This is a genomic window from Streptomyces sp. NBC_01549 (assembly GCF_026339955.1).
Lineage (GTDB): Bacteria > Actinomycetota > Actinomycetes > Streptomycetales > Streptomycetaceae > Streptomyces.
Window position 1 is genome coordinate 4,268,905 of sequence record NZ_JAPEPW010000001.1, and the last position, 26,969, is coordinate 4,295,873.

Annotated in this window: 22 protein-coding genes, 2 tRNA genes and 1 pseudogene; 9 read left to right on the plus strand and 16 right to left on the minus strand. The window is 72.2% G+C overall.

The annotated features are described in order from the left end of the window. Positions 1-5 precede the first annotated feature (5 nt). From OG819_RS19025 to OG819_RS19040, 4 genes and pseudogenes are all read left to right on the plus strand, one after another. Entirely contained in the window at positions 6-1,298 is a 1,293-nt protein-coding gene (locus tag OG819_RS19025; protein ID WP_266650520.1) for a M18 family aminopeptidase, read from the plus strand. An 85-nt stretch (positions 1,299-1,383) separates the two neighbouring features. Further along, positions 1,384-2,106 carry an alpha/beta fold hydrolase gene (locus OG819_RS19030; protein WP_266650525.1) on the plus strand — a complete coding sequence of 241 codons (723 nt, stop codon included), beginning with the start codon at positions 1,384-1,386 and terminating at the stop codon, positions 2,104-2,106. A 5-nt stretch (positions 2,107-2,111) separates the two neighbouring features. Beyond that, positions 2,112-2,940: pseudogene (locus OG819_RS19035) on the plus strand (SDR family oxidoreductase). 37 nt (positions 2,941-2,977) lie between these two features. Next, on the plus strand, positions 2,978-5,590 hold the full coding sequence (locus tag OG819_RS19040; RefSeq protein ID WP_266650527.1) for an amino acid adenylation domain-containing protein: 2,613 nt from the start codon (positions 2,978-2,980) through the stop codon (positions 5,588-5,590). A 33-nt stretch (positions 5,591-5,623) separates the two neighbouring features. On the opposite strand, the gene OG819_RS19045 is transcribed toward OG819_RS19040, so the two are convergent. The 6 genes from OG819_RS19045 to ehuB all read right to left on the minus strand — a co-directional run bounded on the left by OG819_RS19045 (position 5,624) and on the right by ehuB (position 9,874). Further along, positions 5,624-5,697 (minus strand) — tRNA-Lys (locus OG819_RS19045). 113 nt (positions 5,698-5,810) lie between these two features. Further along, positions 5,811-6,569, minus strand: coding sequence for an IclR family transcriptional regulator (locus OG819_RS19050; RefSeq protein ID WP_266582638.1), 759 nt, complete (start codon positions 6,567-6,569; stop codon positions 5,811-5,813). A gap of 216 nt (positions 6,570-6,785) precedes the next feature. Next, positions 6,786-7,562 carry an ectoine/hydroxyectoine ABC transporter ATP-binding protein EhuA gene (ehuA, locus tag OG819_RS19055; RefSeq protein ID WP_266634357.1) on the minus strand — a complete coding sequence of 259 codons (777 nt, stop codon included), beginning with the start codon at positions 7,560-7,562 and terminating at the stop codon, positions 6,786-6,788. A 10-nt stretch (positions 7,563-7,572) separates the two neighbouring features. Next, positions 7,573-8,223 (minus strand): ectoine/hydroxyectoine ABC transporter permease subunit EhuD, encoded by a 651-nt coding sequence (gene ehuD / locus OG819_RS19060; protein ID WP_266650529.1) that lies wholly within the window; start codon positions 8,221-8,223, stop codon positions 7,573-7,575. Next, positions 8,220-8,939, minus strand: coding sequence for an ectoine/hydroxyectoine ABC transporter permease subunit EhuC (gene ehuC / locus OG819_RS19065; protein WP_266624924.1), 720 nt, complete (start codon positions 8,937-8,939; stop codon positions 8,220-8,222). The genes ehuD and ehuC overlap by 4 nt, the downstream gene beginning before the upstream one ends. Continuing rightward, a complete protein-coding gene (gene ehuB / locus OG819_RS19070; RefSeq protein ID WP_266650531.1) occupies positions 8,936-9,874 on the minus strand; it encodes an ectoine/hydroxyectoine ABC transporter substrate-binding protein EhuB in 939 nt (312 codons plus the stop codon). The genes ehuC and ehuB overlap by 4 nt, the downstream gene beginning before the upstream one ends. Positions 9,875-9,981: 107 nt before the next feature. On the opposite strand from ehuB, the gene OG819_RS19075 reads away from it, so the two are divergent. After that, positions 9,982-10,476, plus strand: coding sequence for a DUF3830 family protein (locus OG819_RS19075; RefSeq protein ID WP_266650533.1), 495 nt, complete (start codon positions 9,982-9,984; stop codon positions 10,474-10,476). On the opposite strand, the gene OG819_RS19080 is transcribed toward OG819_RS19075, so the two are convergent. Next, positions 10,457-11,872 (minus strand): amidase, encoded by a 1,416-nt coding sequence (locus OG819_RS19080; protein ID WP_266650535.1) that lies wholly within the window; start codon positions 11,870-11,872, stop codon positions 10,457-10,459. The two genes, OG819_RS19075 and OG819_RS19080, sit on opposite strands and share 20 nt — an antisense overlap. Positions 11,873-11,901: 29 nt before the next feature. Then, positions 11,902-12,852: a D-2-hydroxyacid dehydrogenase gene (locus tag OG819_RS19085; RefSeq protein WP_266624920.1), complete on the minus strand. Its 951-nt coding sequence runs from the start codon at positions 12,850-12,852 to the stop codon at positions 11,902-11,904. Positions 12,853-13,126: 274 nt separating this feature from the next. Here OG819_RS19085 and OG819_RS19090 point away from each other — a divergent pair, with 274 nt between their 5' ends. The 3 genes from OG819_RS19090 to OG819_RS19100 all read left to right on the plus strand — a co-directional run bounded on the left by OG819_RS19090 (position 13,127) and on the right by OG819_RS19100 (position 16,158). Next, positions 13,127-13,909, plus strand: coding sequence for an aspartate/glutamate racemase family protein (locus OG819_RS19090; RefSeq protein ID WP_266650537.1), 783 nt, complete (start codon positions 13,127-13,129; stop codon positions 13,907-13,909). Continuing rightward, the gene (locus tag OG819_RS19095; protein ID WP_266650539.1) at positions 13,906-14,637 is read left to right on the plus strand and encodes an aspartate/glutamate racemase family protein; all 732 of its coding nucleotides are present in this window, start codon (positions 13,906-13,908) and stop codon (positions 14,635-14,637) included. Before OG819_RS19090 ends, OG819_RS19095 begins: the two co-directional genes overlap by 4 nt. 426 nt (positions 14,638-15,063) lie before the next feature. After that, complete coding sequence (locus tag OG819_RS19100) at positions 15,064-16,158, plus strand: LLM class flavin-dependent oxidoreductase (protein WP_266624918.1); 1,095 nt, start codon at positions 15,064-15,066, stop codon at positions 16,156-16,158. A 13-nt stretch (positions 16,159-16,171) separates the two neighbouring features. On the opposite strand, the gene OG819_RS19105 is transcribed toward OG819_RS19100, so the two are convergent. After that, positions 16,172-18,220, minus strand: a complete 2,049-nt coding sequence (locus OG819_RS19105) for an EAL domain-containing protein (RefSeq protein WP_266650541.1) — start codon at positions 18,218-18,220, stop codon at positions 16,172-16,174. Positions 18,221-18,750: 530 nt separating this feature from the next. On the opposite strand from OG819_RS19105, the gene OG819_RS19110 reads away from it, so the two are divergent. Then, on the plus strand, positions 18,751-20,223 hold the full coding sequence (locus OG819_RS19110) for a M6 family metalloprotease domain-containing protein (protein WP_266650543.1): 1,473 nt from the start codon (positions 18,751-18,753) through the stop codon (positions 20,221-20,223). Positions 20,224-20,313: 90 nt separating this feature from the next. Here OG819_RS19110 and OG819_RS19115 read toward each other — a convergent pair. The 7 genes from OG819_RS19115 to OG819_RS19145 all read right to left on the minus strand — a co-directional run bounded on the left by OG819_RS19115 (position 20,314) and on the right by OG819_RS19145 (position 26,922). Further along, a tRNA-Lys gene (locus OG819_RS19115) sits at positions 20,314-20,387 on the minus strand. Beyond that, complete coding sequence (locus tag OG819_RS19120; protein ID WP_266624915.1) at positions 20,378-21,013, minus strand: bifunctional DNA primase/polymerase; 636 nt, start codon at positions 21,011-21,013, stop codon at positions 20,378-20,380. The genes OG819_RS19115 and OG819_RS19120 overlap by 10 nt, the downstream gene beginning before the upstream one ends. Positions 21,014-21,277: 264 nt before the next feature. Further along, positions 21,278-21,661 carry a hypothetical protein gene (locus OG819_RS19125; protein WP_266624914.1) on the minus strand — a complete coding sequence of 128 codons (384 nt, stop codon included), beginning with the start codon at positions 21,659-21,661 and terminating at the stop codon, positions 21,278-21,280. 180 nt (positions 21,662-21,841) lie between these two features. Continuing rightward, positions 21,842-23,176, minus strand: coding sequence for an AAA domain-containing protein (locus OG819_RS19130; protein ID WP_266650545.1), 1,335 nt, complete (start codon positions 23,174-23,176; stop codon positions 21,842-21,844). Beyond that, positions 23,173-24,789, minus strand: coding sequence for a hypothetical protein (locus OG819_RS19135; protein WP_266650547.1), 1,617 nt, complete (start codon positions 24,787-24,789; stop codon positions 23,173-23,175). The genes OG819_RS19130 and OG819_RS19135 overlap by 4 nt, the downstream gene beginning before the upstream one ends. After that, positions 24,780-25,970: a hypothetical protein gene (locus OG819_RS19140; protein ID WP_266652739.1), complete on the minus strand. Its 1,191-nt coding sequence runs from the start codon at positions 25,968-25,970 to the stop codon at positions 24,780-24,782. Before OG819_RS19140 ends, OG819_RS19135 begins: the two co-directional genes overlap by 10 nt. Continuing rightward, the gene (locus OG819_RS19145) at positions 25,921-26,922 is read right to left on the minus strand and encodes a phosphatase PAP2 family protein (RefSeq protein ID WP_266650549.1); all 1,002 of its coding nucleotides are present in this window, start codon (positions 26,920-26,922) and stop codon (positions 25,921-25,923) included. Before OG819_RS19145 ends, OG819_RS19140 begins: the two co-directional genes overlap by 50 nt. Positions 26,923-26,969: the final 47 nt, after the last annotated feature.

Consider the following 26,969-nt stretch of genomic DNA (forward strand, 5'->3'; position numbering starts at 1 on the left):
CGCCCATGTCCCCCACACATGACCGCAGTCACAGCGACGATCTGCTCTCCTTCGTCCGCTCCAGCCCCTCGCCGTACCACGTCGTCGCGAACGCGGCCCAGCGCCTGGAGAAGGCGGGCTTCCAGGAGCTGCGGGAGACGGACGACTGGACGGCCGGTGCCGAGGGCGGCCGGTACGTCGTCCGCGCCGGAGCGCTGCTCGCCTGGTACGTCCCCGCGGGCGCCCCGGCACGCACCCCGTTCCGGATCGTCGGCGCCCACACCGACTCCCCGAACCTGCGGATCAAGCCCGAGCCCGACACCGGCTCCGCGGGCTGGCGGCAGATCGCCGTGGAGATCTACGGCGGCGTCCCCCACAACACCTGGCTCGACCGCGACCTCGGCATCTCGGGCCGGCTGACACTGCGCGACGGATCCAGCCGCCTTGTCTGCGTCGACCAGCCGCTGCTGCGCGTACCCCAGCTCGCCATCCACCTCGACCGCAGCGTCAACGAAGGTGTCGCGCTCGACGCGCAGCTGCACATGACCCCGCTGTGGGGCCTCGGCCCCACCCGGCCCGGCGCCCTGCTCGCCCGGGTCGCCGCCGAGGCCGACACCGACGTCGCCGAGGTCCTCGGCTGGGACCTGATGCTGCACGACATCCAGCCGCCCGGCTATCTCGGCGCCGACGAGGAGTTCCTCGTCTCACCGCGTCTGGACAACCAGATCTCCGTGCACGCGGGCATCACCGCGCTGGTCGCCGCCGCCACCGCCGCCCGGCCGCCCGCCCACATCCCGGTACTCGCCGCCTTCGACCACGAGGAGGTCGGCAGCGGCTCCCAGTCGGGCGCCCAGGGCCCCCTGCTGGAGCGAGTGCTCGGCCGGTCCGTCGCCGCGCGCGGCGGCAGCGCCGAGGACTTCAACCGGGCCCTCGCCGGCGCCTTCTGCGTCTCCGCCGACATGTCGCACGCCGTGCACCCCAACTACGCCGAACGCCACGACCCGGACCACCACCCCCTCCCCAACGGCGGCCCCGTCGTCAAGGTCAACGTCAACCAGCGGTACGCCACCGACGGCACCGGAGTCGCCGCCTTCGCCGCGGCCTGCGAGCGCGCCGAGGTGCCCTGGCAGCCGTTCGTCTCCCACAACGCCATGCCGTGCGGCACCTCGATCGGCCCGATCACCGCGGCCCGGCTGGGAGTCGCCACCGTCGATGTGGGCGTACCCGGGCTGTCGATGCACTCCGCGCGGGAGCTGTGCGGGGCGCAGGACCCCGGTCTGCTGGCGCGGGTCCTCACCGAGTTCGTCACCACGGGCTGAGCCCCAGTCCCTTTGTCCTCAGTCCCTTTGTCCTCAGCCCCTTTGCGTCCAGTCCCTTTGTCCCCGTAACCGAGACTCGGGAGCGATGTCAGCAGTGGAAGAGACCCACCTCGTCTGTCTGCCCTTCGCCGGGGCGGGCGCGTCCTTCTTCAAGCCGTGGCAGGACCGGGCGCCGGAGGGACTGCACGTCCTGCCGGTGCGACTCCCGGGCCGCGAGGAGCGGTTCGTGGAGGAGCCCCACACGGACGCGGTGCGGGCGGCCGCCGAGGCGCACACCCAGGTGACCCGGCAGCTCCCGGAGGGCGCGCGGGTGGCGGTGTTCGGGCACAGCCTCGGCGCGGTGCTCGGCTACGAGCTGGCACACCGGCTGGAGGCCGAGCCCGGCGTTCGCCTCGACGCCCTCGTCGTCAGCGGCGCGCCGGGCCCGTGGAGCGGCCGCGCGGACCGGGCGAGCGGTCTGCCCGACGTGGAGTTCCTGGCCCGGGTGCGCACCTTCGCCGGGTACGCGCACCCGGCCCTGGAGCACCCGGAGATGCGCGAGCTGCTGCTCCCGCTGTTGCGCGCCGACGTACGGATGCACGAGACGTACCGGCCCGCCTCCGACCGCCCGCTCGCCGCCCCGGTCGTCGCCCTGCGCGGCCGCGACGACGAGCTGGTGAGCGCGGCCGAGGCCGCCGAGTGGTCCCGCGCCACCACCGGAAAGCTCACCACGGCGGAGCTGGACGGCGGCCACATGTACCTGACGGAGAACCCGGGCGCCCTCCTGCGCCTGATCGGGGCCGAACTCCGTGCCGGACGCGCCCGGTGAGCGCGGTGAGCCCGAGCAGCCCCAGGCTCTCGGGCAAGGTCGCCCTCGTCACCGGCGCGGCCCGCGGCATCGGCCGGGCGACCGCCGTCGCCTTCGCCCGCGAGGGCGCCGACCTGATGCTCCTGGACATCGCGGCGGACCTGCCGGGTGTGCCGTACCCGCTGGGCTCCGAGAGCCAGTTGGCGCACACGGCGGAGCTCTGCCGAGAGACGGGCGCCGCCGTCCGTACGGCCCGGGTCGACGTACGGGACCTGGCCGCGGTGGAGACGGCGGTGAAGGAGACGACGGCCCGCTTCGGACGGCTCGACGTCCTCGTCAACAACGCCGGGATCGCCGCCCCCTCCGGCCGGGCCGCCCACGAGATCGAGGAGCACGAGTGGCAGCTGATGCTGGACGTTAGCCTGGCGCACGATCCGCGCGGCGGGCGCCCTGATGACCGCGCGGGGGGCCGGCTCGATCATCAACATCGCCTCCACGGCCGGGCTGGTCGGCTACCGCCACTTCGCCGGGTACGTCGCCGCCAAGCACGGCCTGATCGGCCTGACCAAGGCGGTCGCCCTCGACTACGCGCCCCGCCGGGTCCGCGTCAACGCCATCTGCCCCGGCTCGGTCCGCGACGACCCCCGCGTGGAGGGCCGGATGCTCGCCGAGATCGCCCGCGCCCTGGACGTGCCGGTGGCCGAGCACGAGCAGACCTTCGTCCAGGCCCAGCCCATGAACGCCCTCGTCGAACCGGACGACGTCGCCACCGCCGCCCTCTGGCTCGCCTCGGACGAGTCCCGCCAGGTGACCGGCACCGTCGTCACGGTCGACGGAGGCTTCTCGGCCCGCTAGGGCCTGACAGGGACCACCCCACGGTTGGAGACCGAACGTGACGTGTCATGCCCTGGCCGCCCGTCTTCCCGTCGCCGTCGATCCCGGTCCGGTCCTCGACGCGGCCGTACGTGGCTGGTGGCCCGAACTGCCCGAGCGGTGGCCGGTGTTGTGGGGCGACTCCGTGCCCACACGATTCGCCGCACACCGGCTGCGGGCCGAACTCCACCGGCCGGTCGACCCATCGGGCCCGGCGTTCCGCGCGGTCCTGCTGCGGTACGAGGACGAGGGCACGGGATACGAGGACGGGGGCGCCCACCTGGTGCTGGTGGCCCACCACGCGGTGCTGACCCCGGCCGCGCTGCGGGACATCGCCCACGTCCTGCTCGGTCACCGCCCCGCCACCGAAGTGACCGTTCCCCTCGGCTGCCACGAGCCCCCGAAAGGCCCGCACCGGACCCGTGTCGACTGGGCGACGGGCGACGAGGGCGCCGGCGACCGCACGGGCGTGGTCACCGTGCCGGTACCGGCCGGGGCCCCCGCCGCCGCCCTGGTCCTCGCCCGCTACGAACACCGCGCCCCGGGGGACGGCCTGCCCGCCTACGCCACGGTCCTCGACGACCCGGGCCCGATGGATTCCGCCTTCAGTCACCGACTCGCCTTCCAGTCGGCCCCCTTCCCGCTGACCCTCGTCCCGCGCGGGACCACGGTCGAAGTGCACCACCAGCTCCGGCATATCGACGACGCCTGCGCCAGGGCCTTCGTCCGTCACCTCACCCATGTGCACGGTCAGCTGGGCCGGGTCCCCCTCGCGGAGATCGAGCTGATCCCCCACGAGGAGGCCGAGCGCCTGCTCGCACCCCACGCCGGAAAACCCCGGTCCGACGACCCCACCCCTATCGACACCGCTCGTATCGCCCCCACCCGTATCGCCCCCACCCGTATCGCCCCCACCCGTATCGACACCGCCTTCGACGCCCGCGCCGACCGCCACCCCGACGCCCCCGCCCTCACCCACGACGGCACCACGACGACGTACGGGGCACTGCGCGAGCGTGCCGAGCGGCTGGCCGCCGGGCTGCGCGCCGACGGGGTGCGCCCCGGTGACCGGGTCGGCATCCGGCTGGAGCGGGGCGCCGACCTGGTGGCGATGATGCTCGCGGTGCTGAAGGCGGGCGCGGCGTATGTACCGATGGATCCGGCGCACCCCGAGGAGCGCCTCGATCGCACGGCACGCGACGCGGGCGTTCGGCTGGTCGTCCGGGACACCGCGCCCTACCTGGGTGCGGCCACGCGGATCGACCGGCCGAGGCAGGGCACCGGGCAGGATCCCGCCTATGTCATCCATACCTCCGGTTCGACCGGCCGCCCCAAGGGGGTCGTCGTCCCCCACACCAATGTCCTCGCCCTTCTCGACGCCACCCGCGAGGACTTCGCCCTCACCGCCGACGACACCTGGACGTTCTTCCACTCCAGCGCCTTCGACTTCTCGGTGTGGGAGATCTGGGGCGCCCTGCTGACCGGCGCCCGGCTGGTGGTCGTGGACCACTGGGTGGCGCGCTCGCCGGAGGACTTCCACGCGCTGCTGGTACGGGAGTCGGTGACCGTCCTCAGCCAGACCCCGTCGGCCTTCGGGCAGTTGCGGGCGGTCGACCGGAGCGCGAAGGAACGGCTGTCGGTGCGGCTGGTGGTGCTGGGCGGGGAGGCGCTGGACACCCGGCCGCTGCTCGGCTGGTTCGACCGCCACCCGGAGGACCGCTGCCGTCTGGTCAACATGTACGGGATCACCGAGACCACCGTCCACGTCACCGCGGCCACCGTCACCCGGCGCGGGGCCCTGGCCGCCTCCCGCTCGGTGGGCCGCCCGCTGCCCGGCTGGACGGTGTCGGTGCGCGACGAGCGGGGCCGCCCGCTGCCGACGGGCGCGGCGGGGGAGATCTGGGTGGGCGGCGCCGGACTCGCCCTCGGATATCTGGGGCGGCCCGAGCTGACGGCGGAGCGGTTCGTGACCGATCCCCACCGCCCTGGTCGCTGGTACCGCAGCGGTGACCTGGGGCGGCTGTGTGCCGACGGTTCACTGGAGCATTTGGGCCGGATCGACAGCCAGGTGAAGGTGCGCGGGTACCGGATCGAGTTGGACGAGATCCGGGCGGTGCTGCTGGAGGATCCGGTGGTCACGGCGGCGGCGGTGGTGCTGAGCGGGGACGCCTTCGAGGACGCGGCGGGGGTGCGGATCGACGCGTATGTGGTGGCCGACGGGGACACCGGCGACGTACGCCGTCGGGCCGCGCGGCTGCTGCCCGACCACATGCTGCCGGCGACCGTCACCGCCGTGGCCGCGCTGCCGCTGACCCCGAACGGCAAGCTGGACCGCGACCGCCTGCCGGCACCGCAGCCCGCGAAGCCGGCACCCGAGCCCGCGAAGCCGGTGCCGGTGCCCGTGTCCGCGTCCCCGGGAGACCTGGTGACGGCCCTCACCGGAGTCTGGGAGGAGGTCCTCGGTGTCCCCGTCGGCCCGGACGACAACTTCTTCGAGCTCGGCGGGAACTCCCTCTACGCGATCCGCGTGGGCACCGCCCTGCGCGAGCGCGGCCTGCCCGCGCTCACCATGCGGCTGCTCTACACGCATCCGACGGTCCGTGCCCTGTCGGGGGCCATGGGAGACGAATGAAGGCCCCTCACCGTGGTGAAGGGCCTTCTCATGTGCGCCGCCAGGGACTCGAACCCCGGACCCGCTGATTAAGAGTCAGCTGCTCTAACCAACTGAGCTAGCGGCGCGTGACTCTCGCCTCCCGCTCCCGCGGTCGGCGACAAAAGAAATACTACCTGGTCCGGACGGGTGCTCTCGACCACCCGGGACCTGGTCCGAAAGCCTGGTCCCAGGACCTGTCCTAGATGGCGAGAGACAGCAGTACGGGGGTGGCTTCGCGGTTGAGGGTGTCCGCGGCGCGGCGCAGGCGGTGGGCGTGTTCGACCGGGAGGGAGAGGGCGAGGCAGCCGACCGAGGAGCCCGCGGTGATGGGGACGGCCGCGCAGACCGTGCCGATCGCGTACTCCTGGAGGTCGAGCACCGGCACCGTGGCCGGCTGGGCGTCGAGCCGGGACAGCAGCAGCCGCTCGTTGGTGATGGTCCGCGAGGTGAGGCGGGCCATCTTGTGGCGGGAGAGGTGATCGCGCCGGGCGTTCAGGTCGAGCTGGCCGAGGAGGCTCTTGCCGACCGCGCTGGCGTGCGCCGAGGAACGGAAGTCGACCCATTCGTTGACCGCGGGGGTCGCCGGGCCCTCGGCGCACTGGGTGACGTGCACCTCGCCGTCGATGTAGCGGCTGAGGTAGATCGCGGCGCCGACCGAGTCGCGCAGCCGGTCGATGGTCTGCTGGAGTTTCTCGCGCAGCGCCTGGTCGCGGCCGTGGGCGGAGCCCAGCCGGCCGAGGGCGGCACCGGCGACGTAAGCGCCGTCGGTGACCTGCTCGACGTATCCCTCCCGGCGCAGCATCCGCAGCAGCGCGGTCAGGCGCTCCGTGCCGAGGCCCGTCTGGCGGGCCAGCTCGACATCGGTGACGCCGGTGGAGTACCGGGACACCGTCTCCAGGACGCGCAGAGCGCCCTGGGCCGAGTGGTACGGCGCGGTCGGCTCGTTCATCAGCGCCACGGTTTCCCCCTGCGCTTTTTGGGCCATCGATCCGGACAGCTGAGCTCCTCCACGATAACTGTCAAACGCTCGGTGGGGAGGGGGTGTTGGCGAGAAAGTCGGCGCGCTCCGGTTCGCTCAGCAGGAGCGCGGCACTCTGGCATATGCCGAGGTCATGACTCGGCGGGCATGCCACGCGGTCCGGACCTCGCACCTTGTCGCGTTCACTGCTTGTAGTCACAGCACCGCGCTGAGAAATTCCCGGGTCCTCTCGTGCTCCGGATCGGAGAAGATGCGATCGGGCGAACCGGACTCGATGACATGGCCGGAATCGAACATCAGCACCTGGTCCGAGATGTCGCGGGCGAAATTCATCTCGTGGGTCACACAGAGCATGGTGATGTCGGTGGTGTGCGCGATGTCACGGAGGACGTCGAGGACGCCCGCGACCAGCTCGGGGTCGAGCGCGGACGTCACCTCGTCCAGAAGCAGCACCCGCGGCCGCATCGCCAGCGCCCGCGCGATCGCCACCCGCTGCTGCTGCCCACCGGACAACTGGCTCGGATAGGCGTCGCACTTGTCCGCGAGCCCCACCAGCTCCAGCAGCTCCCGGGCCCGCGCCTCGGCCTCGTCCCTGGACAGCCCGAGGACGGTGACCGGTGCCTCGGTGATGTTGCGGAGCACCTTCATGTTCGGGAAGAGGTTGAACTGCTGGAAGACCATCCCGATCTTCTTTCGGACCTCCCGGATCTGCTTCTCGGGGGCCGGGTGGAGCCGCTCCCCGGCGACTGTGATCGTGCCCTCGTCGGGCTTGGTCAGGGTCATCAGCAACCGCAGGATCGTCGTCTTGCCGGAGCCGGACGGGCCGATCAGCGTGACGTGCTTGCCGGAGTCGACACGGAAGTCGAGGCCGTCGAGGACGGTGTTGTCCCCGAAGCGCTTGGTGACCTTGTCGAAACGGATCAGCTCACCGCCGTCCACCGGCGGATTGGTGTGCGCGTCGGGGTCCTTCATCAGGGAGGTGTCAGCGGACAAGACGTCGCTCCAGGGCTCGCAGAAAGAGGGAGGCGGGATAGGAAATGAGGATGAAGGCCACGCCGATGACCGTGAGCGGCTCGGTGAACTGGAAGTGCTCCTGCGAGTACAGCCGCGCCTCACCGAGCATCTCCAGCACGGTGATCGCCATCAGCATCGGGGTGTCCTTGAGCATCGAGATGACGTAGTTGCCGAGCGCGGGCACCACCCGGCGGATCGCCTGCGGCAGGATCACCGCGGTCCAGGTGCGCCGCAGCGACAGGTTGAGCGCCGTGGCCGCTTCCCACTGGCCGGCCGGCACGCCCTCGATACCGGCCCGGTAGACCTGCATCGTGTACGTCGAGTAGTGCAGCCCGATCGCGACGACACCGGTGGTCAGCGCGGAGAACGTGATGTTCCACTCGGGCAGCACGTAGAAGAGGAAGAACAGCTGCACCAGCAGCGGGGTGTTGCGGATGAACTCCGTGACGACCCCGACCGGCCAGCGCACCCAGCGGGTCGGCGTGCGCATCAGCAGGGCCCACACCAGACCCAGGGCGAAGGAGATCACCGAGCCGAGGGCCAGGGCCCGCAGGGTGACCAGCAGCCCGTCCCAGATGTGCGGCATGAAGTCGCGTACCGCGCCCCAGTCCCAGTTCATGCGGCACCTCCCGTCGCGCCGACGCCGGTGGCTTCCGCGCGCCGCGGTGTGGTCCTGGCGGGCTCCGGCGCCTTGCCGATCCCGGCCTTCAGCCGCCGCTCCAGCGCCCGCATCAGCCGGGTGATCACGAAGGCGATCGCGAAGTAGATCAGCAGGACGTACGCGTAGATCTCCGCGCTCTGCTGGAGCGCGAGCCGCACGAGGTTGCCGCTGAACGCCAGATCGCCCATGCCCATGATCGACACCAGGGCCGTGCCCTTGAGCAGCTCGACCAGCAGGTTGCAGAAGGAGGGGATCATCTCGGGCACCGCCTGCGGCAGCAGGATCAGGCGCATCCGCTGCCAGGGCGTGAAGCTGAGCGCGACGCCGCCCTCGCGCTGGGCCGGGTCGACGGCGTTCAGGGCGCCGCGCACGATCTCGCTGCCGTACGCCCCGTAGGTCAGCCCCAGCGCCAGCGTGCCCGCCCACATCGGGACGAGCTGCCAGCCGAACGCGAGCGGCAGCACGAAGTACACCCAGAAGATCATGATCAGCGCGGAGGTGCCGCGGAACACCTCGGTGTAGAAGCCCGCGAGGAAGCGGACGATCCACCGCCGCGAGGTGCGCGCGACACCGACGGCGAACGACACGGCCCCGGCCACCAGCGCGCTGAGGAACAGCAGCTGGACGGTGACCCAGACACCTTTGAGTACGAGTTCCCAGAGTCCCGAGGTCATCCGCCGCAGAGCTCCTTCGCGGTCATGTCGGTCATCTCGGCCCGGGTGAACCCGAAGGGCCGCAGAATGCGGAACAGCTCCCCACTGGCCTTCAGCTTCTTCAGTTCCACGTTGAAGGCGTCGCGCAGCCGCGTCTCGGCGGAACGGAACGCGAAACCGCCGCCGTCGACGTGCGGCTTGCCTTTCACCAGGGGCGCGAACGGCTTCGTGCTCTCGGCCTTGCGGGACTTCCTGACCACCTCGCGGGTGGTCAGCGCGGTCCCGGCGAAGACGTCGACGCGCCCCGCCTCGACGGCGTTCAGCCCGGCGACCTGATCCGGCACGATCAGGATGTCGCTCTCCTTGTACCCGGCCTCGACGGCGTACTGGATCTCGGCGTACCCGGTGCCGGTCGCGAATCTGGCCTTCTTCGCCACGACGTCCTTGTAGTCGTGCAGGCCCTTCGGATTGCCCTTGCGCACGATGAAGGCGTCCAGCATCTGGTAGTCCGGGTCGGCGAAGACGACCTGCCGGCAGCGTTCCGGGTTGATGTACATCCCCGCGGACACGACGTCGAACTGCTGTGAGTCGAGCCCGGGAATGAGCGAGCCGAACTCGGTCGGCACGGGCTGCACCCGGTCGACGCCCAGCCGCTTGAAGATGACCTTGGCGAGTTCGGGCGCCTCGCCGGTCAGATCACCGTTCTTGTCGATGTAGCCGAACGGGATCTCACCGGCTATGCCCAGCCGTACGACGCCCTGCGCCTTGAGCCGGTCGAGGAGATCACCGCCGTTGTCGGACGTGGTGGCGACCCGGGCACAGCCCGCGGCGCCCAGCGCACCGGCGGCACCGAGCGCGGAGACACCCGCGAGCAGCGACCGCCGACTCGGACTTCGTTTCTCCGCGTCGGTCCCGTCATTCCCGTCATTCCCGTCATTCCTGAGTGGTGGAGCCATGGCCGCGCGGCTACCCGAGAGGATGCGAAGTATTCGGATCGATTCCGGCCCCGTACGACGTCGAGTGACGTCGAGGCGCCCTTGACTCCGGGGAGACCATGGAACGCATGGCTGATCGATTCATCGAGATCTCGCTGGTCGAGCGAGGGGTCCACTGCACGGCGAAACTGCTCGACGACCGGGCGCCGATCACCTGCGCGGCGGTGTGGGACGCGCTTCCCCTGGGCGGCGACGTCTACCACGCGAAATACGCGCGCAATGAGATCTACGCCCTTTTCCCGCCTTTCGCGAAATCGGAGCCACCGCTGGAAAATCCGACAGTCACGCCCATTCCCGGAGACCTCTGCTATTTCGCCTTCGCGGGTACGGAACTGGGCACCAAGGCCTACGGCTACGACACCGACGTACGCCCCGGCACCACGGTCGTCGACCTGGCCCTCTTCTACGAACGCAACAACCTGCTGCTCAACGGGGACGTGGGCTGGGTCCCGGGCATCGTCTGGGGCCAGGTGACCGAGGGCCTGGACGCGATGGCCGAGGCCTGCAACGACCTCTGGCGCTCGGGCGCCCTGGGGGAGACGCTCAGCTTCCGCAGGGCGTGAGGCCCGGCGGTGCGATGCCCGCGACGCCCGTCTCGTACAGCGTGTGCGCCGTGCGCAGGACGAGGTCGTCGCGGTGGCGGGCGGCGACGAGTTGCAGACCGACCGGGAGGCCGTCGCCGTCCGTGCCGACCGGGACACTCGCGGCGGGCTGCTGGGTCATGTTGAAGGGGTACGTGAACGGGGTCCACCCCGTCCAGCGGCGGTGGCCGGAGCCCGGCGGGACCTCCACCCCCGCCGCGAACGCCGTCAGCGGCAGGGTCGGTGTCACCAGCACGTCGTACGACTCGTGGAAGCGGCCCATCCGCCGCCCGAGGTCCATCCGGACGTCCACCGCGGCCAGATAGTCCAGCGCGCCGAACCGCGCGCCCTGCGCGCAGATCTCCCGCAGCCCCGGATCCAGCGACTCCCGCTGCCGCGGCCCGAGCCGCTGGGCCACCCGGGCCGCACCCCCGAACCACAGGACGTGGAAGGCCTCCACCGGGTCGGTGAGATCGGGGTCCGCCTCGGTGACGTACGCGCCGAGCCCCGCGAGCCGCTCCACCGCCCGCCGTACCGCCGCCGCGACGGCCGGCTGGACCGGGACCTGCCCGCCGAGGGACGGCGAGTACGCGACCCGCAGCCCCCGCACCCCGCCCTCCAGCGCGTCGACGAAGGACCCGTCCACCGGCCCGAGCGCCGACCAGTCACGGGCGTCCGGCCCGCTGATCACGTCCATCATCAGCGCCGCGTCGGCCGCGTCCCGTGTCATCGGCCCCACGTGCGAGAGCGTCCCGAACGCGCTCGCGGGGTACAGCGGCACCCTCCCGTACGTCGGCTTCAGACCGAAGATCCCGCAGAACGCGGCCGGGATGCGCACACTGCCGCCACCGTCCGTGCCCAGCGCCAGCGGCCCCGCACCGAGCGCGACCGCCGCCGCGCTGCCGCCACTGGAGCCGCCCGCCGTGCGCGTGACGTCGTACGGATTGCGGGTGACCCCCGACAGCGGCGAATCCGTGACGCCCTTCCAGCCGAACTCGGGTGTCGTCGTCTTCCCGAGGAACACCGCCCCGTGCTCGCGCAGCCGGGCGACGGACGGCGCGTCCTCACCCCAACTCCCGCGTGGGTCAACGGTCCTGGAGCCGCGCAGGGTCGGACCACCACGCAGCAGCAGGATGTCCTTGACGGAGACCGGAACGCCGTCCAGCAGCCCCGCCGGCTCACCCCGCCGCCAGCGGTCCGCGGACTGTGCCGCCCGCGCGAGGGCCACCTCCGCGTCGAGACGCACGAACGCGTTCACGTCCGGCCCGCTCTCCTCGGCCCTGCGCAACGCCGCCCGCGTGGCGTCCACGGGGCTGAACTCGCCCTTGCGGTAGCCGTCGAGGAGTTGTACCGCGGTCAGCTCGACGAGTTCCGGCATCGGCCCCTCCAGAGGAAGTCGGGGAAGTCTCAGTGTCCCGGTACGTATCCGCGCTTCTTGTCGACCACGTTCGGCAGCGGTCTGCCCGCCTCCCAGCGCTCGTACATCTCCACGAACTGCGCCCCGAGTTCGTCCCGCCAGCCGACCGTGTCCCCGCTCATGTGCGGCGACACGATCAGCCCGGGGACGCCCCACAGCGGGCTGTCCGGGCCGAGCGGCTCGTGCTCGAAGACATCGAGGGCCGCGCCCGCGATCCACCGCTTCGACAACGCCTCGGCGAGCGCGTCCTCGATGACCAACTGCCCCCGGCCGACGTTGACGAAGCGCGCCGAAGGCTGCATCATCCCGAAGCGCCGCGCGTCGAACATGCCGTACGTCGCCTCGGTGAGCGGCGCCGCCGACACCACCCAGTCGGCGCGCGCCATCAGCCGGTCGAGCTCCTCGGGCCCGTGGATCCCGGTGCGCGCGGTACGCCCCACCAGGGCCGTCGTCACCTCAAGTGCCTTGAGCGTCTTGACGATCGCCCGTCCGATCGGCCCGGAACCCACCACACACGCGCGTGTGCCCGCCACCCGCTGCGACTCCCGGTGCCGCCACTCCCGCTGCCGCTGCAGATCCCATGTCCTCGGCAGGTCCTTGGCCATCGCGAGGACCAGCGCGGCGACGTACTCGGCGATCGGCCGGTCGAAGATGCCGCGCGCGTTGGTCACCACCGTGTCGGACGCGGCGAGTTCGGGGCACATGAGGTGGTCGACGCCCGCGCTCGCCGTGTGAACCCAGCGCGGCCTGGGACCCTCACCGGGCCAGGCGCGGCGCACCGCGTGCGAGCCGAAGTCCCAGACCAGCAGTACGTCCGCGTGCGGCAGCCGCTCGGCCAGCGTCGACTCGTCGGCGTGCTCGATCCGCACCCGGCCGGTGAGTCTGCCGAGGCGGGGGAGCGGCTCGGCGTCCAGGACGAGGAGGGTGGTGGTGCGGGACACCGGGCGCGGTGTTCGGGGGAAACCGTTTCGCAATGCGAGTCCGCTTTCCTGAGAGTGCCTGAGAGTTCCTGAGAGTGCTTGAGTGCCTGAGTTCCTGAGGTTCCGGGTTTCCGGGTTTCCGGGTTCCTGGGTGGACGAGCCTGCGGGGCGGGGGCGGCCGGAGCCGTCTGAGATGCGCGGATTGACCACGCTCGCACCCGAACCTACCTTCGTCAACACGGACGCACACACGGTCCGTTGCCCCTTCGTCTCCCTTCGTGAGGCCGGTGCTGCCATGGATGTCTCCTTTCTCGGCGGCCCCCGCCCGCAGCGCGGGATCGGCGTCGTCGCCCCCTTCGACTTCGCCCTCGACCGCGAGCTGTGGCGCTGGGTCCCCGACGACGTCTCCCTGCACCTGACCCGCACCCCGTTCGTACCGGTCGAGGTCAGCCTGGACCTGGCCCGCCTGGTCTCCGAGCACGAGACGCTCGGCGACGCGGTGCGCGCGCTGAACGCGGTCGCGCCCGAGGTCGTGGCGTACGCGTGCACCTCCGGCAGTTTCGTGGGCGGTGTCGCGGGCGAGCGGGTGATGTGCGAGGCGATGGCGAGGGCGGGGGAGGTGGCGTCCCTGACCACCTCCGGCGCACTGCTGGAGGCGCTCACCGAGCTGGCCGCCCACCGGATCGCTCTCGTCACCCCCTACACGGTCTCGGTCACCCAGTCCCTGGAGGAGTACCTCGCCGAGGCGGGCGTGCACGTCATCGGGCGCGCCTTCATGGGCCTGACCAGGCACATCTGGAAAGTCCCGTACCGTGATGTGGTCGACATGGCCCGCCGCGCGATGCGGGGCAAAGGGGCCGACGCCCTCTTCATCAGCTGCACCAACCTTCCGACGTACGACGTCATCCCCCAGCTGGAGGCGGAGCTGCGCATACCGGTGATCTCAGCCAACCAGGTGACGATGTGGGCGGCGCTGCGTCACCTGGGTACCCGGGCGGTGGGCCCCTATCAGCGGCTGATCGACAGGGCCGCCCGCGGGGGACCTGTACTGCCGGAAGAACAGGAAGGTTGGGCATGACCGCACTCGGATTCCTCTACCCGGGTCACTCGGCCGAGGACGACTACCCGCGCATCGAACAGCTCCTGGGCAGCGACGTCCGCCTCCAACTGGTCCACACGGACATCGGGGAGGACGCCCACCGGGTCGACGCGCTGCGCGAGATGGGCTCGGCGGCCCGGCTCGCGGCGGGCGTCGAGCAGCTGCGGCTGTCCGGCGCGGAGGCGGTCGTCTGGGCGTGCACCAGCGGCAGCTTCGTGTACGGCTGGGAGGGGGCCCACGAGCAGGTGCGCGCGCTGGCCCGGGCGGCCGGGCTGCCCGCGTCCTCCACGTCCTTCGCGTTCGCGCACGCCGTCAGGGAGATCGGGGCCCGGAGGGTCGCGATCGCGGCCACGTATCCGCAGGACGTGGCGGACCTCTTCGCCGCGTTTCTTCGGGAGGCGGGGGTGGAGGTCGTGTCGACCAGGGCCTCCGGGATCGTCACGGCGGCGGAGGTCGGGACGTGGGGCGAGGCGGAGATCCTGGCGGTGGCCCGGGCCGGCGACCGTCCCGACGCCGACGTCGTCCTTCTCCCCGACACGGCCCTCCACACGGCGGCGCACCTCCCGGCCCTGGAGAAGGCCCTCTCCAAGCCGGTCCTCACCGCCAACCAGGTCACGGTCTGGGAGGCCCTACGCCTCGCCGGCCGCAAGGTGAACGCCCCCACCCTCGGCACCCTCTTCACAAAGGCACCCATCATCCAGATGTAAGCCCTCCGGGGTGTGCTCTTCGCCCTGCGGGTGGGTGGGGGCTGGTCGCGCAGTTCCCCGCGCCCCCTAAAAGCCTCCGCCTGGCCCGGGTCTTCAGTGCGTCCGGCGTGTGAGGACGAGGCTGGGGGCCGATGCCCCACCCACCCCGGCCGGCCCGCACCTCCAGGCGGTCCGGCGTTCGAGGACGAGGTCGGAGGCCGATGGCCCCACCCACCCCGGCCGGCCCGCACCTCCAGCCCGTCCGGCGTGTGAGGACGAGCCCTTCGGGCGATGCGGGGGTCCAGGGGGCGCAGCGCCCCTGGCGGGGTCTGGGGCGGAGCCCCCGAAGGATGGGACGGGTAGGGGCGGCGGGGGCGGGAATAACCGGGGACTGTCTCCTGTTGGCGCCCTGAGGACAGCAACACGTACGCAACAGGAGGCACCCCGGTGGACGACACGGACGAGATCCGAGGCACCGCACAAGGCACCGCGCCCGCACCCCTCTCCGTACTGGACCTGGTCACCGTCGGCGCCGGCCGCACCGCGAGCGACGCCCTGCGCACCAGCGTCGCCATCTCCCGCCTCGCGGAGTCCCGCGGCTTCCACCGCTACTGGGTCGCCGAACACCACTCCATGCCGGGCGTGGCCTCGTCCTCACCCGCGGTGATCCTCGCCCACCTCGCCGCCCACACGACCCGCATCCGCCTGGGCTCGGGCGGCGTCATGCTCCCGAACCACGCCCCCCTGGTGATCGCGGAGCAGTTCGGCACGCTGGAAGCCATGGCCCCGGGCCGAGTGGACCTGGGCCTGGGCCGGGCCCCCGGCACGGATGGCGCCACGGCCGCCGCCCTCCGCCGCACCGAGCGCCTCCATGAGGGCGCCGACGACTTCCCCGAGCAGCTCGCGGAGCTGACCCGCTTCCTGGACGACGACTTCCCGGACGGCCACCCCTACGCCCGTATCCACGCGGTCCCGGGCCCCGTCCAGTCGACCTCCCCGGGCGGCGTGCAGTCCCCGCACCGCCCCCCGATCTGGCTGCTGGGTTCCTCCGGTTTCAGCGCCCGCCTGGCCGGCGTCCTCGGCCTGCCCTTCGCCTTCGCGCACCACTTCTCGGCCCAGAACACGATCCCGGCGCTGGACCTCTACCGCGAGTCCTTCCGGCCGAGCGCCGTGCTGGACGCCCCCTACGCCCTGATCGGCGTCTCCGCCCTCGCCACGGACGACGAGAAGGAGGCCCGCCGCCAGGTCAGGGCCGCCGCTTTGAACATGGTCCGGCTGCGCACCGGCCGCCCGGGTCTCGTCCCGACCCCCGAGGAGGCGGAGGCGTACGACTTCAGCCCGATGGAGCGGGAGTTCGTCGACTCCTGGAACGCCAACGTCATCCACGGCACCGCGGACGAGGTCCGCGCCGGCCTCGACGACCTCCACAAGCGCACCGGCGCCGACGAGCTGATGCTCACGGGCAACGCCCACGGCGGCGACGTACGCCTGCGCTCCTACGAACTGATCGCGGACGCCTACGGGCTGCCGAAGGCCGGATAGCGGCCGCTCGCGGTCAGGACTTCGCCGTCAAGAGGGCGGAGATACGATCCGGCGCCACCGGGCGGGAGTACAGCCAGCCCTGCCCGGTGTCGCAGCCGATCCCGCGCAGCCGGGTGGCCTGGGAGGCGGTCTCCACGCATTCGGCGGTGACCGTCAGGCCGAGCCGGTGCGCGAGTTGGATGAGGGCCTCGACGATGACCTCGTCGGCGGGGTTGGGGTGGGCGCCGTCGGCACCGCCGTCGGGCCCCTCGTACTGGAAGCCGCGGACGAAGGAGCCGTCCAGTTTCAGGACGGAGACTGGCAGGCGGCTGAGGTAGGCGAGGTTGGAGTAGCCGGTGCCGAAGTCGTCGATGGCGATGCGGACGCCCATGTCGCTGAGGGCCTGCAGCGCCTGCAGGGGCCGGCCCGCCGAGCCCATCACCGCCGATTCCGTCAGCTCCAACTGGAGCAGACGCGGGGCGAGACCCGTCTCCGTGAGGATCTCCGCCACGTCGGCGACCAGGTCGGAGTCCCACACCTGCCGTACGGCGACATTGACGCTGACGAAGATCGGCACCGCGTCCGGGTGGTCCAGCTGCCAACGGCGCGCCTGGCGGCACGCGGTGGCCAGTACCCACCGGCCGAGCTGCACGATCGAACCGTCTTCCTCGGCCAGTCCGATGAACCGATTCGGCGTCAGCGTGCCGAACTGTGGATGGTTCCAGCGGACCAGTGCCTCGACCCCGCGCACCCCGCCGTCCTCCATGCCCACCAAGGGCTGGTACTCCAGGGCGAATTCGTTCCGCTCGATCGCCGCCCGGAGGGTGGAGGAGAGCGCCTGACGGGTCATCCGGTGGGCGTTGCGCTCCGGGTCGAAGAGCGTCCAGCGGCCCTTGCCGTCGGCCTTCGCCCAGTACAGCGTGGTGTCCGCGGCCTGCATCAGATGGGTCGCGGACGTCCCGGCGGCGCGCCGCTCGACGACCCCGATCGACGCGGAGACCGACAGCCGCTGGCCGGAGAGGTCGAAGGGCGTCTGCAGTGACTTCAGGACGGACTCGGCGAGCTCGGCCAACTGGTCCGTCCCCGTGGAGTCCTCGACCAGGAGCGCGAACTCGTCGCCGCCCAGCCGGGCCACCAGGGGAGTGGCGCCCCGGGCGTAACCCGCCTCGTCGGCGCAGCGCGTGAGCCGTTCGGCGACGGCCGCCAGCAACCGGTCGCCGACCCGGTGGCCGAGCGTGTCGTTGACCGCCTTGAACCCGTCCAGGTCCAGATAGCAGAGCCCGATCCGGCCGGTGCCGCCCTCTTCGTACGCCTCCGCCTCCAGGGCGGACGAGAGCCGCTCGAAGAACAGCGTGCGGTTGGGCAGCCGGGTCACCGGGTCGTGCATCTGCAAGTGCCGCAGCCGTGCCTGGAGTTCACGGCGGGCGCTGATGTCCGCGATGGACACCAGTACCGCCTCCTCCTGCGCGGGCAGCGGCGCGACCGTCACCTGCACCCAGAGCGAGTGCCCGTCGGGATGCTTGAGGCGGCGCGCGCAGCGCAGCCGGGCCTGTCGGCCACGCAGGACCTCGCGGTACGCGTGCCAGGTGCGGGCCTCGGAGGCCAGATCCACCAGATCCGCCGCGACCCGCCCCACGAGCGCGCCCGGTCCCGTGCCGAGCAGCGCGCCGAGCGACTCGTTGGCGATGACGACCAGACCCTCGCGGTCGACCACGGCCATCGGAAGGGGCGCGGCGCCGAAGGCGGCACGGAAGGCACCGGGAGATGCCGATGCGCCGGCGGACGGGACGGGCGCCGCGTCGGGGACGGCCTCGGGCGTGTCGGGGACGAACCCGGGCGCGTCGAGGGTGGACTCGGGGATGTCGAGGGTGCCGAGGTGTGTTTCCGCCGGGGCGTACGTGCCGGGAGAGGCTCCGGTGCGAGGGGATGCGCCGGGGGGTGAAACGGCGGAGACGGATGCGCTGGGAGGCACCCCGGCGTACGTACGAGGAGACGTACGCGGAGATGTGTCGATGTGACGCTCTGTGACGGCCGACCGGATGAGATCTGCCGCGGGCGTCGGCCCTTCGGACGTTCCGCTCACCGCTCGCTCCCGCAGTGCACTCGTTCTTCGTATGGGTCTCTCGGGTGGTCGGCCGGTGCTGGACGGCCGAACAAGCCGTGTCCGTGCAGGAAAGTGTGCCGATCATAGAGGCTGGTTCCGGAGCCTTCCAGCCACAGTCCAGTGTCCCGGAACAACCACCGGTTCTGACAGATCGTTTCTGCCTGCTTCTGGACCGGTTCCTGCGTCCAGCGATCACATATGACGTTCCGTGAGTGTTCGGGGTGTCGTTCGGGGTTTCGGCTCTGCGCGGCCGCTCACTCTTCCGGCGCAGGCAAACAGGGCGAAGTGCTACTAACCCACACAAGCTGGGTGCGGTGTCCCGAAAACCGCATCCGGAGGTCGACGTGCCGCGTCAGCGCCCCCTGAGGGGTCTCGCCCGAGAGGCTCGGCAGGGTCGAACCCGTGACGTGCCGCGGGTTCCTGACGTCCCGACGGTTCTCGGCGCGCCGAGGGCTCTCGCCGGTCTGAGCGCGCCGCGCTGGCGCAGTACCGCGGCTGTGTTCACCTCCATGACGGCGCTGGCCGCGACCTCCCTGATCACGGGCCCCGCACTCGCCGAACCCCTCTTCTCCCCCTGCGCCCTGAAGCGGACCGAGGCCCACCACTCGGAGGGCCTGGACACCTGGAACGCCGACTACCCCCGCCCCACCCACCCCCTCGACGCGGTGCTCGTCTATCTGTCCTTCCCGGACTCCCGGCCCCGCATCACGCCCGCCGAACTGGCCGCCGACTACTTCCCGGCCACCAGCCAGTTCTTCGAGCGCGCCTCGTACGGCAAGTTCACGCTGCGCCCGCATCCGCAGCGCGACTGGATCCAGATGCCGCACGCCTCCACCTCGTACGCCATGAAGCGCGACTGGAACGCCGCGCGGCGCGGCGCCTATCTCCGGGACGCGGTCGCCGTGGCCGACCGGCAGGTCGACTTCTCCCGCTACGACATCATCTACTTCGTGGCCGATCCGGACGCGCCGGGCGTCGACTCCGACGCGACGAAGGTCGTCAACCTCGACAGCCCCATCGAGGCCGACGGCAAGGACATCCGTCGCGTCGTCACGGTCTTCGAGAAGCACCCGCCGGACCGCCTCGTCCTCGCCCATGAGACGGGGCACGTCTTCGACCTGCCCGACCTCTACCACCGCCCCTCCGACGGCAAGGGCGACTGGGACACCTACGTCGGCGACTGGGACCTCATGGGCAGCCAGTTCGGCCTCGCCCCCGACCTGTTCGGCTGGCACAAGTGGAAGCTCGGCTGGCTGGAGACGCGCCAGGTGGCGTGCCTGCGGGAGCACGGGACCGCGAGGCTGACGTTGGAACCGCTGGGCTCGGGGCCGGTCACGGGCGGGGCGGGGACGGCGGCGTCGGGGGCGCCGGTTTCCGCGACGAGCACCGCCGCCCTGCCCGGCCCGGCACCGGTTCGGGGCTCCGGGGGGTCCGCCCCACGCTCCAGGGGGTCCGCCCCGGGCTCCGGGGGGTCGGTTTCCGGTTCCGGGGGGTCCGCCCCGGGCTCGGAGCTGTCCGTCCCGGGCCCCGGAGTGTCCGTCTCCGTCGCCCCCTCCGGCCCGGTGGCGGCCGTCTCGGGCTCCCGGGTGCGGGCCTCGGCCCTGGCCCTGCCCACCTTGGTCCCGGGGGCGCGCATCTTCGGTTCCGGTCGCGGTACCAAGTTGGCGGTCGTCCGTACGGGTCCCGACAGCGCGCTGGCCTTCGAGGCACGCAGCTCGACGGGCAACGACGGCGCCACCTGCACCCAGGGTGTCCTGATCTACCGCATCCGCAGCGAGACCGACTCCGGCGGCGGCCCGATCGAGGTCATCGACGCCCATCCGCACTCCGAGTCCTGCTGGGGCGACTCGGTCTACCCGCCCCTGGCGGACGCGCCGGTCGGCCTCGGGGAGAGCTTCACGGTTCCCGGCGAGCACGTGCGCGTCGAGGTCGAGGACCGGACGGCGTCCGGGGCGTGGACGGTGAAGATCACGACAGGCTGAGCCTGCTCGCCCTTGCGGCGCCGGCGTGGGGCCTCCGGGCCCGGGCACGCAAGAAGCCCCCCGCTCGCGCGAGGGGCTTCTCACCGTCTGTGCGCCGCCAGGGACTCGAACCCCGGACCCGCTGATTAAGAGTCAGCTGCTCTAACCAACTGAGCTAGCGGCGCCTGCTGACATCGTAGACCTTAGCATCCTGATCGGCGGGAGGAAAAATCGATATCCGCACCGCCGCGGACGCGGCCGTGCGGGCCGCCCGGACGGCCGCCCACGCCAGGATCTCGGGCCCCGGAAGCCAGGGATGCCGGGTGTCGGGGGCCACCAGCCAGCGGGATGTGAGGTGGGCCACGGGGCTCAGCGCGGGGACGGTCACGGCGTCGCCGACGCCGTGGCAGAGCAGTGGAGGGACGGCGTCGACGCGCCCGGATCCCCCCGACTCACCCGCCCCCCACCCCTCCCACTCCAGGAGCGACGGCAGGCGCTGCGTGGTGCCCGGCGCGCTGAACAGCAGCATCCGCCCATGGTGCACGGCCACCGGGCCCGAGCCCGGCCCCTCGTCCCACAGCCGGTCGAGCATCCGTCGGCCGAAGATCGCGGGCGTGTTGACGATGTCGAAGGCGGTGCCGCAGGGCAGGACGACCGGGGCGCTCGGGCGTTCCTCCCAGAGGGTGAGGGTGCTGCGCGGATATGTCCCTGCCGAGGCGAGCCAGGCGGCTCCGTCCGGGGTGACGCCACAGACGTCGAACCGGTCGGGCAACGGGGCGGCGGAGCTTGCCGGATTCCGTGTGCTGCTCATGCCTATGAGATCTACCGTCGGTAAGCATCCGGCCCCCGAGAGTTGCGAGAACCCAGGACAGGGAGCAGGGGAGAGGAGTATCTTGCCCCCTGGCATATGCCAGCCTGGAGGTATTCGGGAGCGCGGGGAACTGCGCGATCACCCCCACCGACCCGCAGGCAGAAAACGCACCCCGGGGTCTGGGGGCGGAGCCCCCAGGTGGGGATGGGACAGGTAGGGGCGGCGGGGGCGAGAAACCCCCGCGGTCACACCGGAACGACCGGCTCACGCATGGTCGCCCACCCCATGTCCGAGCCCACGCCCCTCCCCTTCGGTCCCCCGCAACAGATCCCGCCCGAACTCGACCATCTTCTTCGCGTAGTCCTCGGTCCACTCGGCCCGCTCCGCGATCGCGGCCGGCGTAAGCCGATCGAACCGCCGGGGATCAGCCAGCTGCGCGGCGGCGATCGCCTGGAACTCGAGCGCCCGATCGGCCGCCGCACGGAACGCGAGCGTCAGCTCCGTGGCCCGCGCCAGCAGCGCCCGAGGATCGTCGATCGACTCGAGATCGAAGAAGTGCTCCGGATCACCGGCCGCCTCCGCGGGCTCGAAGAGCAGGGGCGCGGGGCGTAGCCGCGGTTCGTTCCGACGCGGCGTGGGCTCCGCCATGTCTTCTCCTCCTCGTACGGTTCAGGGGCCCGCTTCGGGGGTGGGCCACCGTCCATTCTCCCCCGCCCGCGCAAGTAGACCCGTGTGAGCTGACCCGCACAACCGTGCAAGCCGGACCCACGGCCGACGAACATGGATCTACGGCCGCCAAACGTGGATCCACGGCCGCCGAACCCGGGTCTACGGTCGCCACACCACCCGATGCTCCGCCAAATGCGACAGCACCGCGTGATTGGCCTCCCAGCCGTCAGGGAACTTCACCGTGACCCCCAGCTGCACCGGCTCCGTCGACGGATGGTCGTCCAGCAGCTCCGTCACTCCCGCCCGGCACACCACGATGCACGCGTGCCGATGCCGCGAGGCGAGGACGCACAGCCGCCCCGTCTCCAGGTGGAACGCGGTCGCGTCGGGCCGCCCGGACAGCGGATGCAGCACCACGGTGACGTCGAACTCCCTCCCCTGGAGACGATTCGCCGTGTCGACGGTGACGTCCGCGACCCCGAGGTCGGCGAGCGCCGCCCGTACGGCCGCCGCCTGATCCCGGTGCGCCGTGCCGACGGCGATCCGGTCGGCGGTCAGCGGCACCGGTTCGTCCGCCCGCTCCGAGGTGGCCGCACCGCCCCGGTCCAGCAGCCGTCGTACGACCTGGGCCACCGCCCGTACCGCCTCGGGGTCCGTACGCGGCGTGTGCCGGGCCGGCAGCTCCAGCAGCCCCCAACCCGCCTCCGCCGCCTCGTCGATGACCCGGTCGGGACCCGAACCGTCCGACGCCACACCGAACTTCAGCCGCCGGTCACCATGGCCGGTGCCGCTGCGGAACGGCGTGTACGGGTAGAACGCGTCCGAGACCAGCGGCGCCGCCGAGGCCGGCAGCCGCCACGACACCGGGAGGCGGTGCTGCGGCAGTTCGGGGTTGTGGGCCAGCAGGGTCGTCACCGCGGACGCCGACGGGTCGTACGACAGCCCCGCCCACTGCTCCGAGCCGACGATCGCGAACGGGTCCAACTGCCCGGGATCGCCGACGAACAGCGCCCGCTCGAAGAGCCCCGCCACGGCCAGCAGCGCGTCCGACCGCATCTGGTAGGCCTCGTCGACGATCGCGTGCCGCCATGGCTCGATCCCCTTGACGTGGGCCCACTTGGCGGCGGTCGACACGACCACGTCCAGCCCGGCCAGATCGCCGGCCTTGGCGGACTTGCGTACGTTCGGCAGGTCGTCCAGAGCCTTGTCGTAGGGGTCGGGGTCGCTGCTGTGCAAGCGTCCCACCGGCAGCTCCGCGTTCTTCTCGGCGAGTCGCAGCACCAGGTCGTCGACCTGCGCGTTGGTCTGCGCGATGACCATCAACGGGCGCCCGGCGGAGGCGAGTTCGAGCGCCGCGCGGACGACGAGGGTGGATTTCCCGGCACCCGGGGGCGAGTCGACCACGACTCCGCGGTGCGTGCCGTGCAGGGTGTCGCGCAGGATCGCGTCGGTGGCGCGGCCGGCCGCGGCTCCGGGATCGAAGACGGTGGTCACAGGAGGTCCTCCTCCGTCATCGGGTCCGGCTGCGGCACTGCGTCGGGCTCTCCCGGCGGTCCGCCGTGCGTCCACGGGGTCTCCTCCGGGTCGGGCAGCTTCGCGCCGCCCCGCTGTTCGTGCTCGAAGAGCGTGAAGCAGAGGAGGTCCCCCTTCTCCGGCACGGACCCCGTCTCGGGTTCCTTGCCGCGCCCCATCTTGTCGACGATCCGCAGGACCACCAGACCGTCGCCCTGCCCGTCGCCCTCCGGTGACTCCTCGTACCCGACGAACTCGGCCGCCTGCGGCTTTCCGCCCAGCGACCGGTACACCTTCGTCCGCTCCCCGAGGTGCGGCCGGTCGTCCGTGCGCACGGTCACCAGGGGGCGGGGGCTGGGCCGCTTGCTCTCGCTGTACGCCATGACGACGTCCGTGACCTCGCCAGCGAAGGCCTCGCCGACCAGCCGTCGCCCGGCCATGACCAGCGGATCGTCGAGGGCTTCCTGCGCGTCCAGGCGGGCCTGTTCGCGCTCGCGCGTGGCCAGCTTGTTCGCCGCGGTGACCGCGTCGTCACGGCGCGGCTGCGGGGGCTCGCCCGCGGTGATCCGGTCGCGGTGGCCGGTGAACGACCAGCGGTCGCGGGTCCACCGGTCGGTCGCGTGGGTGCCCTCGGGGAGCGTCCGCAGCAGGTCGAGGCCACGCCACACCGCGTCCCAGGTGGGCCGGGTGACCTGCTCGACGAGGGCGCGGATCTCGTGCTCGGCGGCGGTGAGTTCACCGAGCCGGTCGTCCGCCTCCAGGCCGTCCTCGGCGCCGGCCAGGGCGGTCCGCGCGCGGTCGTAGCGCTCGATGGCGGGAGCGAGCAGTTTGTTGTCGAAGGCGGGGTCGGTGGCAGGCCCGGCGGGCGGGCACACGAGCTGTCCCCGGGCGTCCCGCCGCAACTCGGCCCGCAGCGCGGCCTCCGCGCCCGACGCGCCCTCCGGGGGGTCGATCCAGGCGAGCAGCGCCCCCAGGTGCTGGTCCTCCAGGCTGCTCTGGCCGGTCGCCCAGTGCCGGGACAGCACGTCGGTGAGGGCGAGCAGCAGGGCCGATCCGGGCACCCGGGCCCGCTCCCCGAAGTGCGTCAGCCACCGCCCGAGCAACGGCACCCGGGGCGGCGCCGGATGGGGTGCCTCCGGCTCCTGCTCCGCGGTGCGCCGAAAGCGCGTGGAGCGGCCGAGGAGCCGTACGAACTCCACGCCCGCGCGGCTCGGCACGATCAGCTGCGGGGCGTCCGCGCACAGTTCGACCTCGACCTTGACGCGCTTGCCGGTCTCGGGATCGGTCTCGCTGCGCTCGGCCGCCTCGACGACGTCCGCGTACGTGTCCACGTACGGCAGTACGACATCGGCCAGCTCCGCGAGGAACGCGAACCGCAGGTCACGGTCCCGGGGCTGGGGCACGACCAGCAGGCGGGGCGCGTCCCGGTCCGTGCCGACCAGCGCCCCGAGCGGGGCCCCGGCCTCACCCGCGGTGGTCAGCGGTACGAACACCAGGGGCCGCTCGGTGAGATGCCGGTGCCGCACGGTGGCGAGGGGCTGGGCCCGCCCGCTCTCGACGGCCTCCAGCCGGGCGAGGGTGGCGATCAGCGACAAGGGGCCACCTCCGGGAGGTCTTCACTGCGCAGCTCCGGCCGGCCGGTGGGAGGCGTCGCGCGCCCCCGCAGGGCCTCCGACCGCAGTGTCGCGGCCCTGCGCAGGGCCGCGACCGCCGGGTCGTCGGGGTCCCCGGCCGCGCCGTGGGCCGCGGCCAGGACCTCACCGATCGTCGTCAGCCCGCCCAGCTCGGAGCGGAGCGAACGCCCCAGGGCCGTCACCACGCCTTCGGCGCGGGAGCGGTCACGGCAGTGGAAGGCGAGCTCACAGGCGGCAAGGCACTCGGGGGCGTACGCCGCGGGGACGGACTCGACGGCGGTCGTCAGGTCGGCGGCCGGGAGGTCGGGGCCGAAGCAGGTGCCCTCGGGGAGGGTGTCCGCGATGTCCTCGACGCGTGTGAGGCGGGCCAGCTGGCGGCGGGTGACCGCGCGCTGCTTGCGGATGTCGACGGCGGACGCGGTGGGCAGGTTGGAGAAGTCCTTGGGGCAGACCAGCAGGACCCGGTGGCGGACCTCGGGGGCGGGGTCGCCGCCTTGGGCGAGGTGCGCGGCGACCTCCTCCAGGGCGAGCACGTAGACCGCGGACTGGCGGGCGGCGGCGCCCACCTTCGCCGGGTCCGCGGAGCCGTCCAGCATCGGGAAGGACTTGATCTCGACGACCGTCCAGCTTCCGTCGGGGTGGACGACGACGGCGTCCGGCTCCAGGAAGGCGGGGGAGCCCGCGACGTCGAGGGCGAGCATGGGGTGGTCGAGCAGGGTCCAGACGCCGGCCGCGGTGGCCTCGCGCAGAGCGAGCGCCGTACGGGCCGCGCGCCCCTCGGGGCCGACCGCGCTCAGGTCGGGGACGACACCGGCCGTGGGCGGCTCGGCGCCCGGGTCCAGCTTCTCGTGCACCAGCCGCAGCAGCTCCGCGCCGCCGTCGGCCTTGACCCGCGCCTCGAACGCGTTCCCCCGCATGAAGGCGAACTGGGACTGGCCGAAGGCGGACGGCGAGCCCAGCGCGTCCGCCAGCTTCGCCTTGTCGACGCCCGCGCCGTCCAGCAGGGCGCGCCGCTCGCACCCGGGGTTCGCGGCGAGCGCCGCGAGGGCCCGCGCGTCCAGCGCCTTCGGCGGTACGGCGGGACCGCGCAGCTCAGCGAGCCGCTGTCGCAGCGCCTTCCCCGGCATCCTTGGGGGAGGCACCCGGTTCGGCTTCGGGCCCGGGTAGGGACTCGCGCTGTCGGGGAATTCGCTCACCCGCGGAAGTCTGGCATCCACCACTGACAATCGAGGAACGCGTGCCGCGCGTAGCGTCCGCGACCCACGGGATGCGGGCACCCAGCGACTCCCGCACGCGGTCCGCGAGCCGCATCACGTACGGGGCCAGCAGCAGCCCGATTCCCATCACCGTGACACCCGCCACCGCGTCGAGGAAGTAGTGGTTGGCGGTGCCCATCACGACGATCGTGGTCATCAGCGGATAGGCGATGCCCGCGAGCCGGGCGACGCGCGTGCGGCCGTGGCGCCACAGCATCACTCCGCACCACAGCGACCAGCCCACGTGCAGGCTGGGCATCGCCGCGTACTGGTTGGTCATGCCGCCGAGGCCGCGCGGTGCGCTCGCCTCGCCGCCCCACCAGCCGTACGAGCTGTACTGGGCCATCGTGTCGACGAAGCCGTGGCCCGCGGAGAGCAGCCGGGGCGGGCAGGTCGGCAGCAGCGTGAAGCCGATGAGGCCGATCAGGGTGGAGGTCATCAGCCAGGTACGGGCGGCGCGGTAGCGCATGGCCCGGGAGCGGAAGAGCCAGATGAGGATCGCGGGCGTCACCAGATAGTGCAGCGACGCGTACCAGAAGTCGGCGGGGACGCCGAGCCAGGCCTCGCGGGTGAACAACCGGTTCAGCGGGTGCTCGGCGTTGAGGTGGAGGGCCTTCTCGATGCGCAGGATCTCGAGGCCGTGGTCGACGGCGTCGCGGGTGTCGCCCCGGGCGAGCAGCCGGCCCGCCGAGTACGACGCGTACACCAACACGAGCAGTGGCAGCTCGGTCCACCAGCGCAGCCGGGTGTGGGACGCGGCGGCGGTCCGCAGCTCGGTCCACCGGCGGAGCCGGGCGCGTGGTGCCGCCTCGGTTCGCCGTGCATCGGTCTGCGGCATCCGATCGCCCTCCCCCATCTGCTTGCGTGACCTGTGGTTGCTGCTTG

Bases quoted from the DNA above. Each gene is read 5' to 3' on its own strand.
- OG819_RS19025 (WP_266650520.1), top strand. From the start codon at position 6: ATGTCCCCCACACATGACCGCAGTCACAGCGACGATCTGCTCTCCTTC.
- OG819_RS19030 (WP_266650525.1), top strand. From the start codon at position 1,384: ATGTCAGCAGTGGAAGAGACCCACCTCGTCTGTCTGCCCTTCGCCGGG.
- ehuA (WP_266634357.1), bottom strand. From the start codon at position 7,562: ATGAAGGACCCCGACGCGCACACCAATCCGCCGGTGGACGGCGGTGAG.
- ehuD (WP_266650529.1), bottom strand. From the start codon at position 8,223: ATGAACTGGGACTGGGGCGCGGTACGCGACTTCATGCCGCACATCTGG.
- ehuC (WP_266624924.1), bottom strand. From the start codon at position 8,939: ATGACCTCGGGACTCTGGGAACTCGTACTCAAAGGTGTCTGGGTCACC.
- ehuB (WP_266650531.1), bottom strand. From the start codon at position 9,874: ATGGCTCCACCACTCAGGAATGACGGGAATGACGGGAATGACGGGACC.
- OG819_RS19075 (WP_266650533.1), top strand. From the start codon at position 9,982: ATGGCTGATCGATTCATCGAGATCTCGCTGGTCGAGCGAGGGGTCCAC.
- OG819_RS19080 (WP_266650535.1), bottom strand. From the start codon at position 11,872: ATGCCGGAACTCGTCGAGCTGACCGCGGTACAACTCCTCGACGGCTAC.
- OG819_RS19090 (WP_266650537.1), top strand. From the start codon at position 13,127: ATGGATGTCTCCTTTCTCGGCGGCCCCCGCCCGCAGCGCGGGATCGGC.
- OG819_RS19095 (WP_266650539.1), top strand. From the start codon at position 13,906: ATGACCGCACTCGGATTCCTCTACCCGGGTCACTCGGCCGAGGACGAC.
- OG819_RS19110 (WP_266650543.1), top strand. From the start codon at position 18,751: ATGACGGCGCTGGCCGCGACCTCCCTGATCACGGGCCCCGCACTCGCC.
- OG819_RS19120 (WP_266624915.1), bottom strand. From the start codon at position 21,013: ATGAGCAGCACACGGAATCCGGCAAGCTCCGCCGCCCCGTTGCCCGAC.
- OG819_RS19125 (WP_266624914.1), bottom strand. From the start codon at position 21,661: ATGGCGGAGCCCACGCCGCGTCGGAACGAACCGCGGCTACGCCCCGCG.
- OG819_RS19145 (WP_266650549.1), bottom strand. From the start codon at position 26,922: ATGCCGCAGACCGATGCACGGCGAACCGAGGCGGCACCACGCGCCCGG.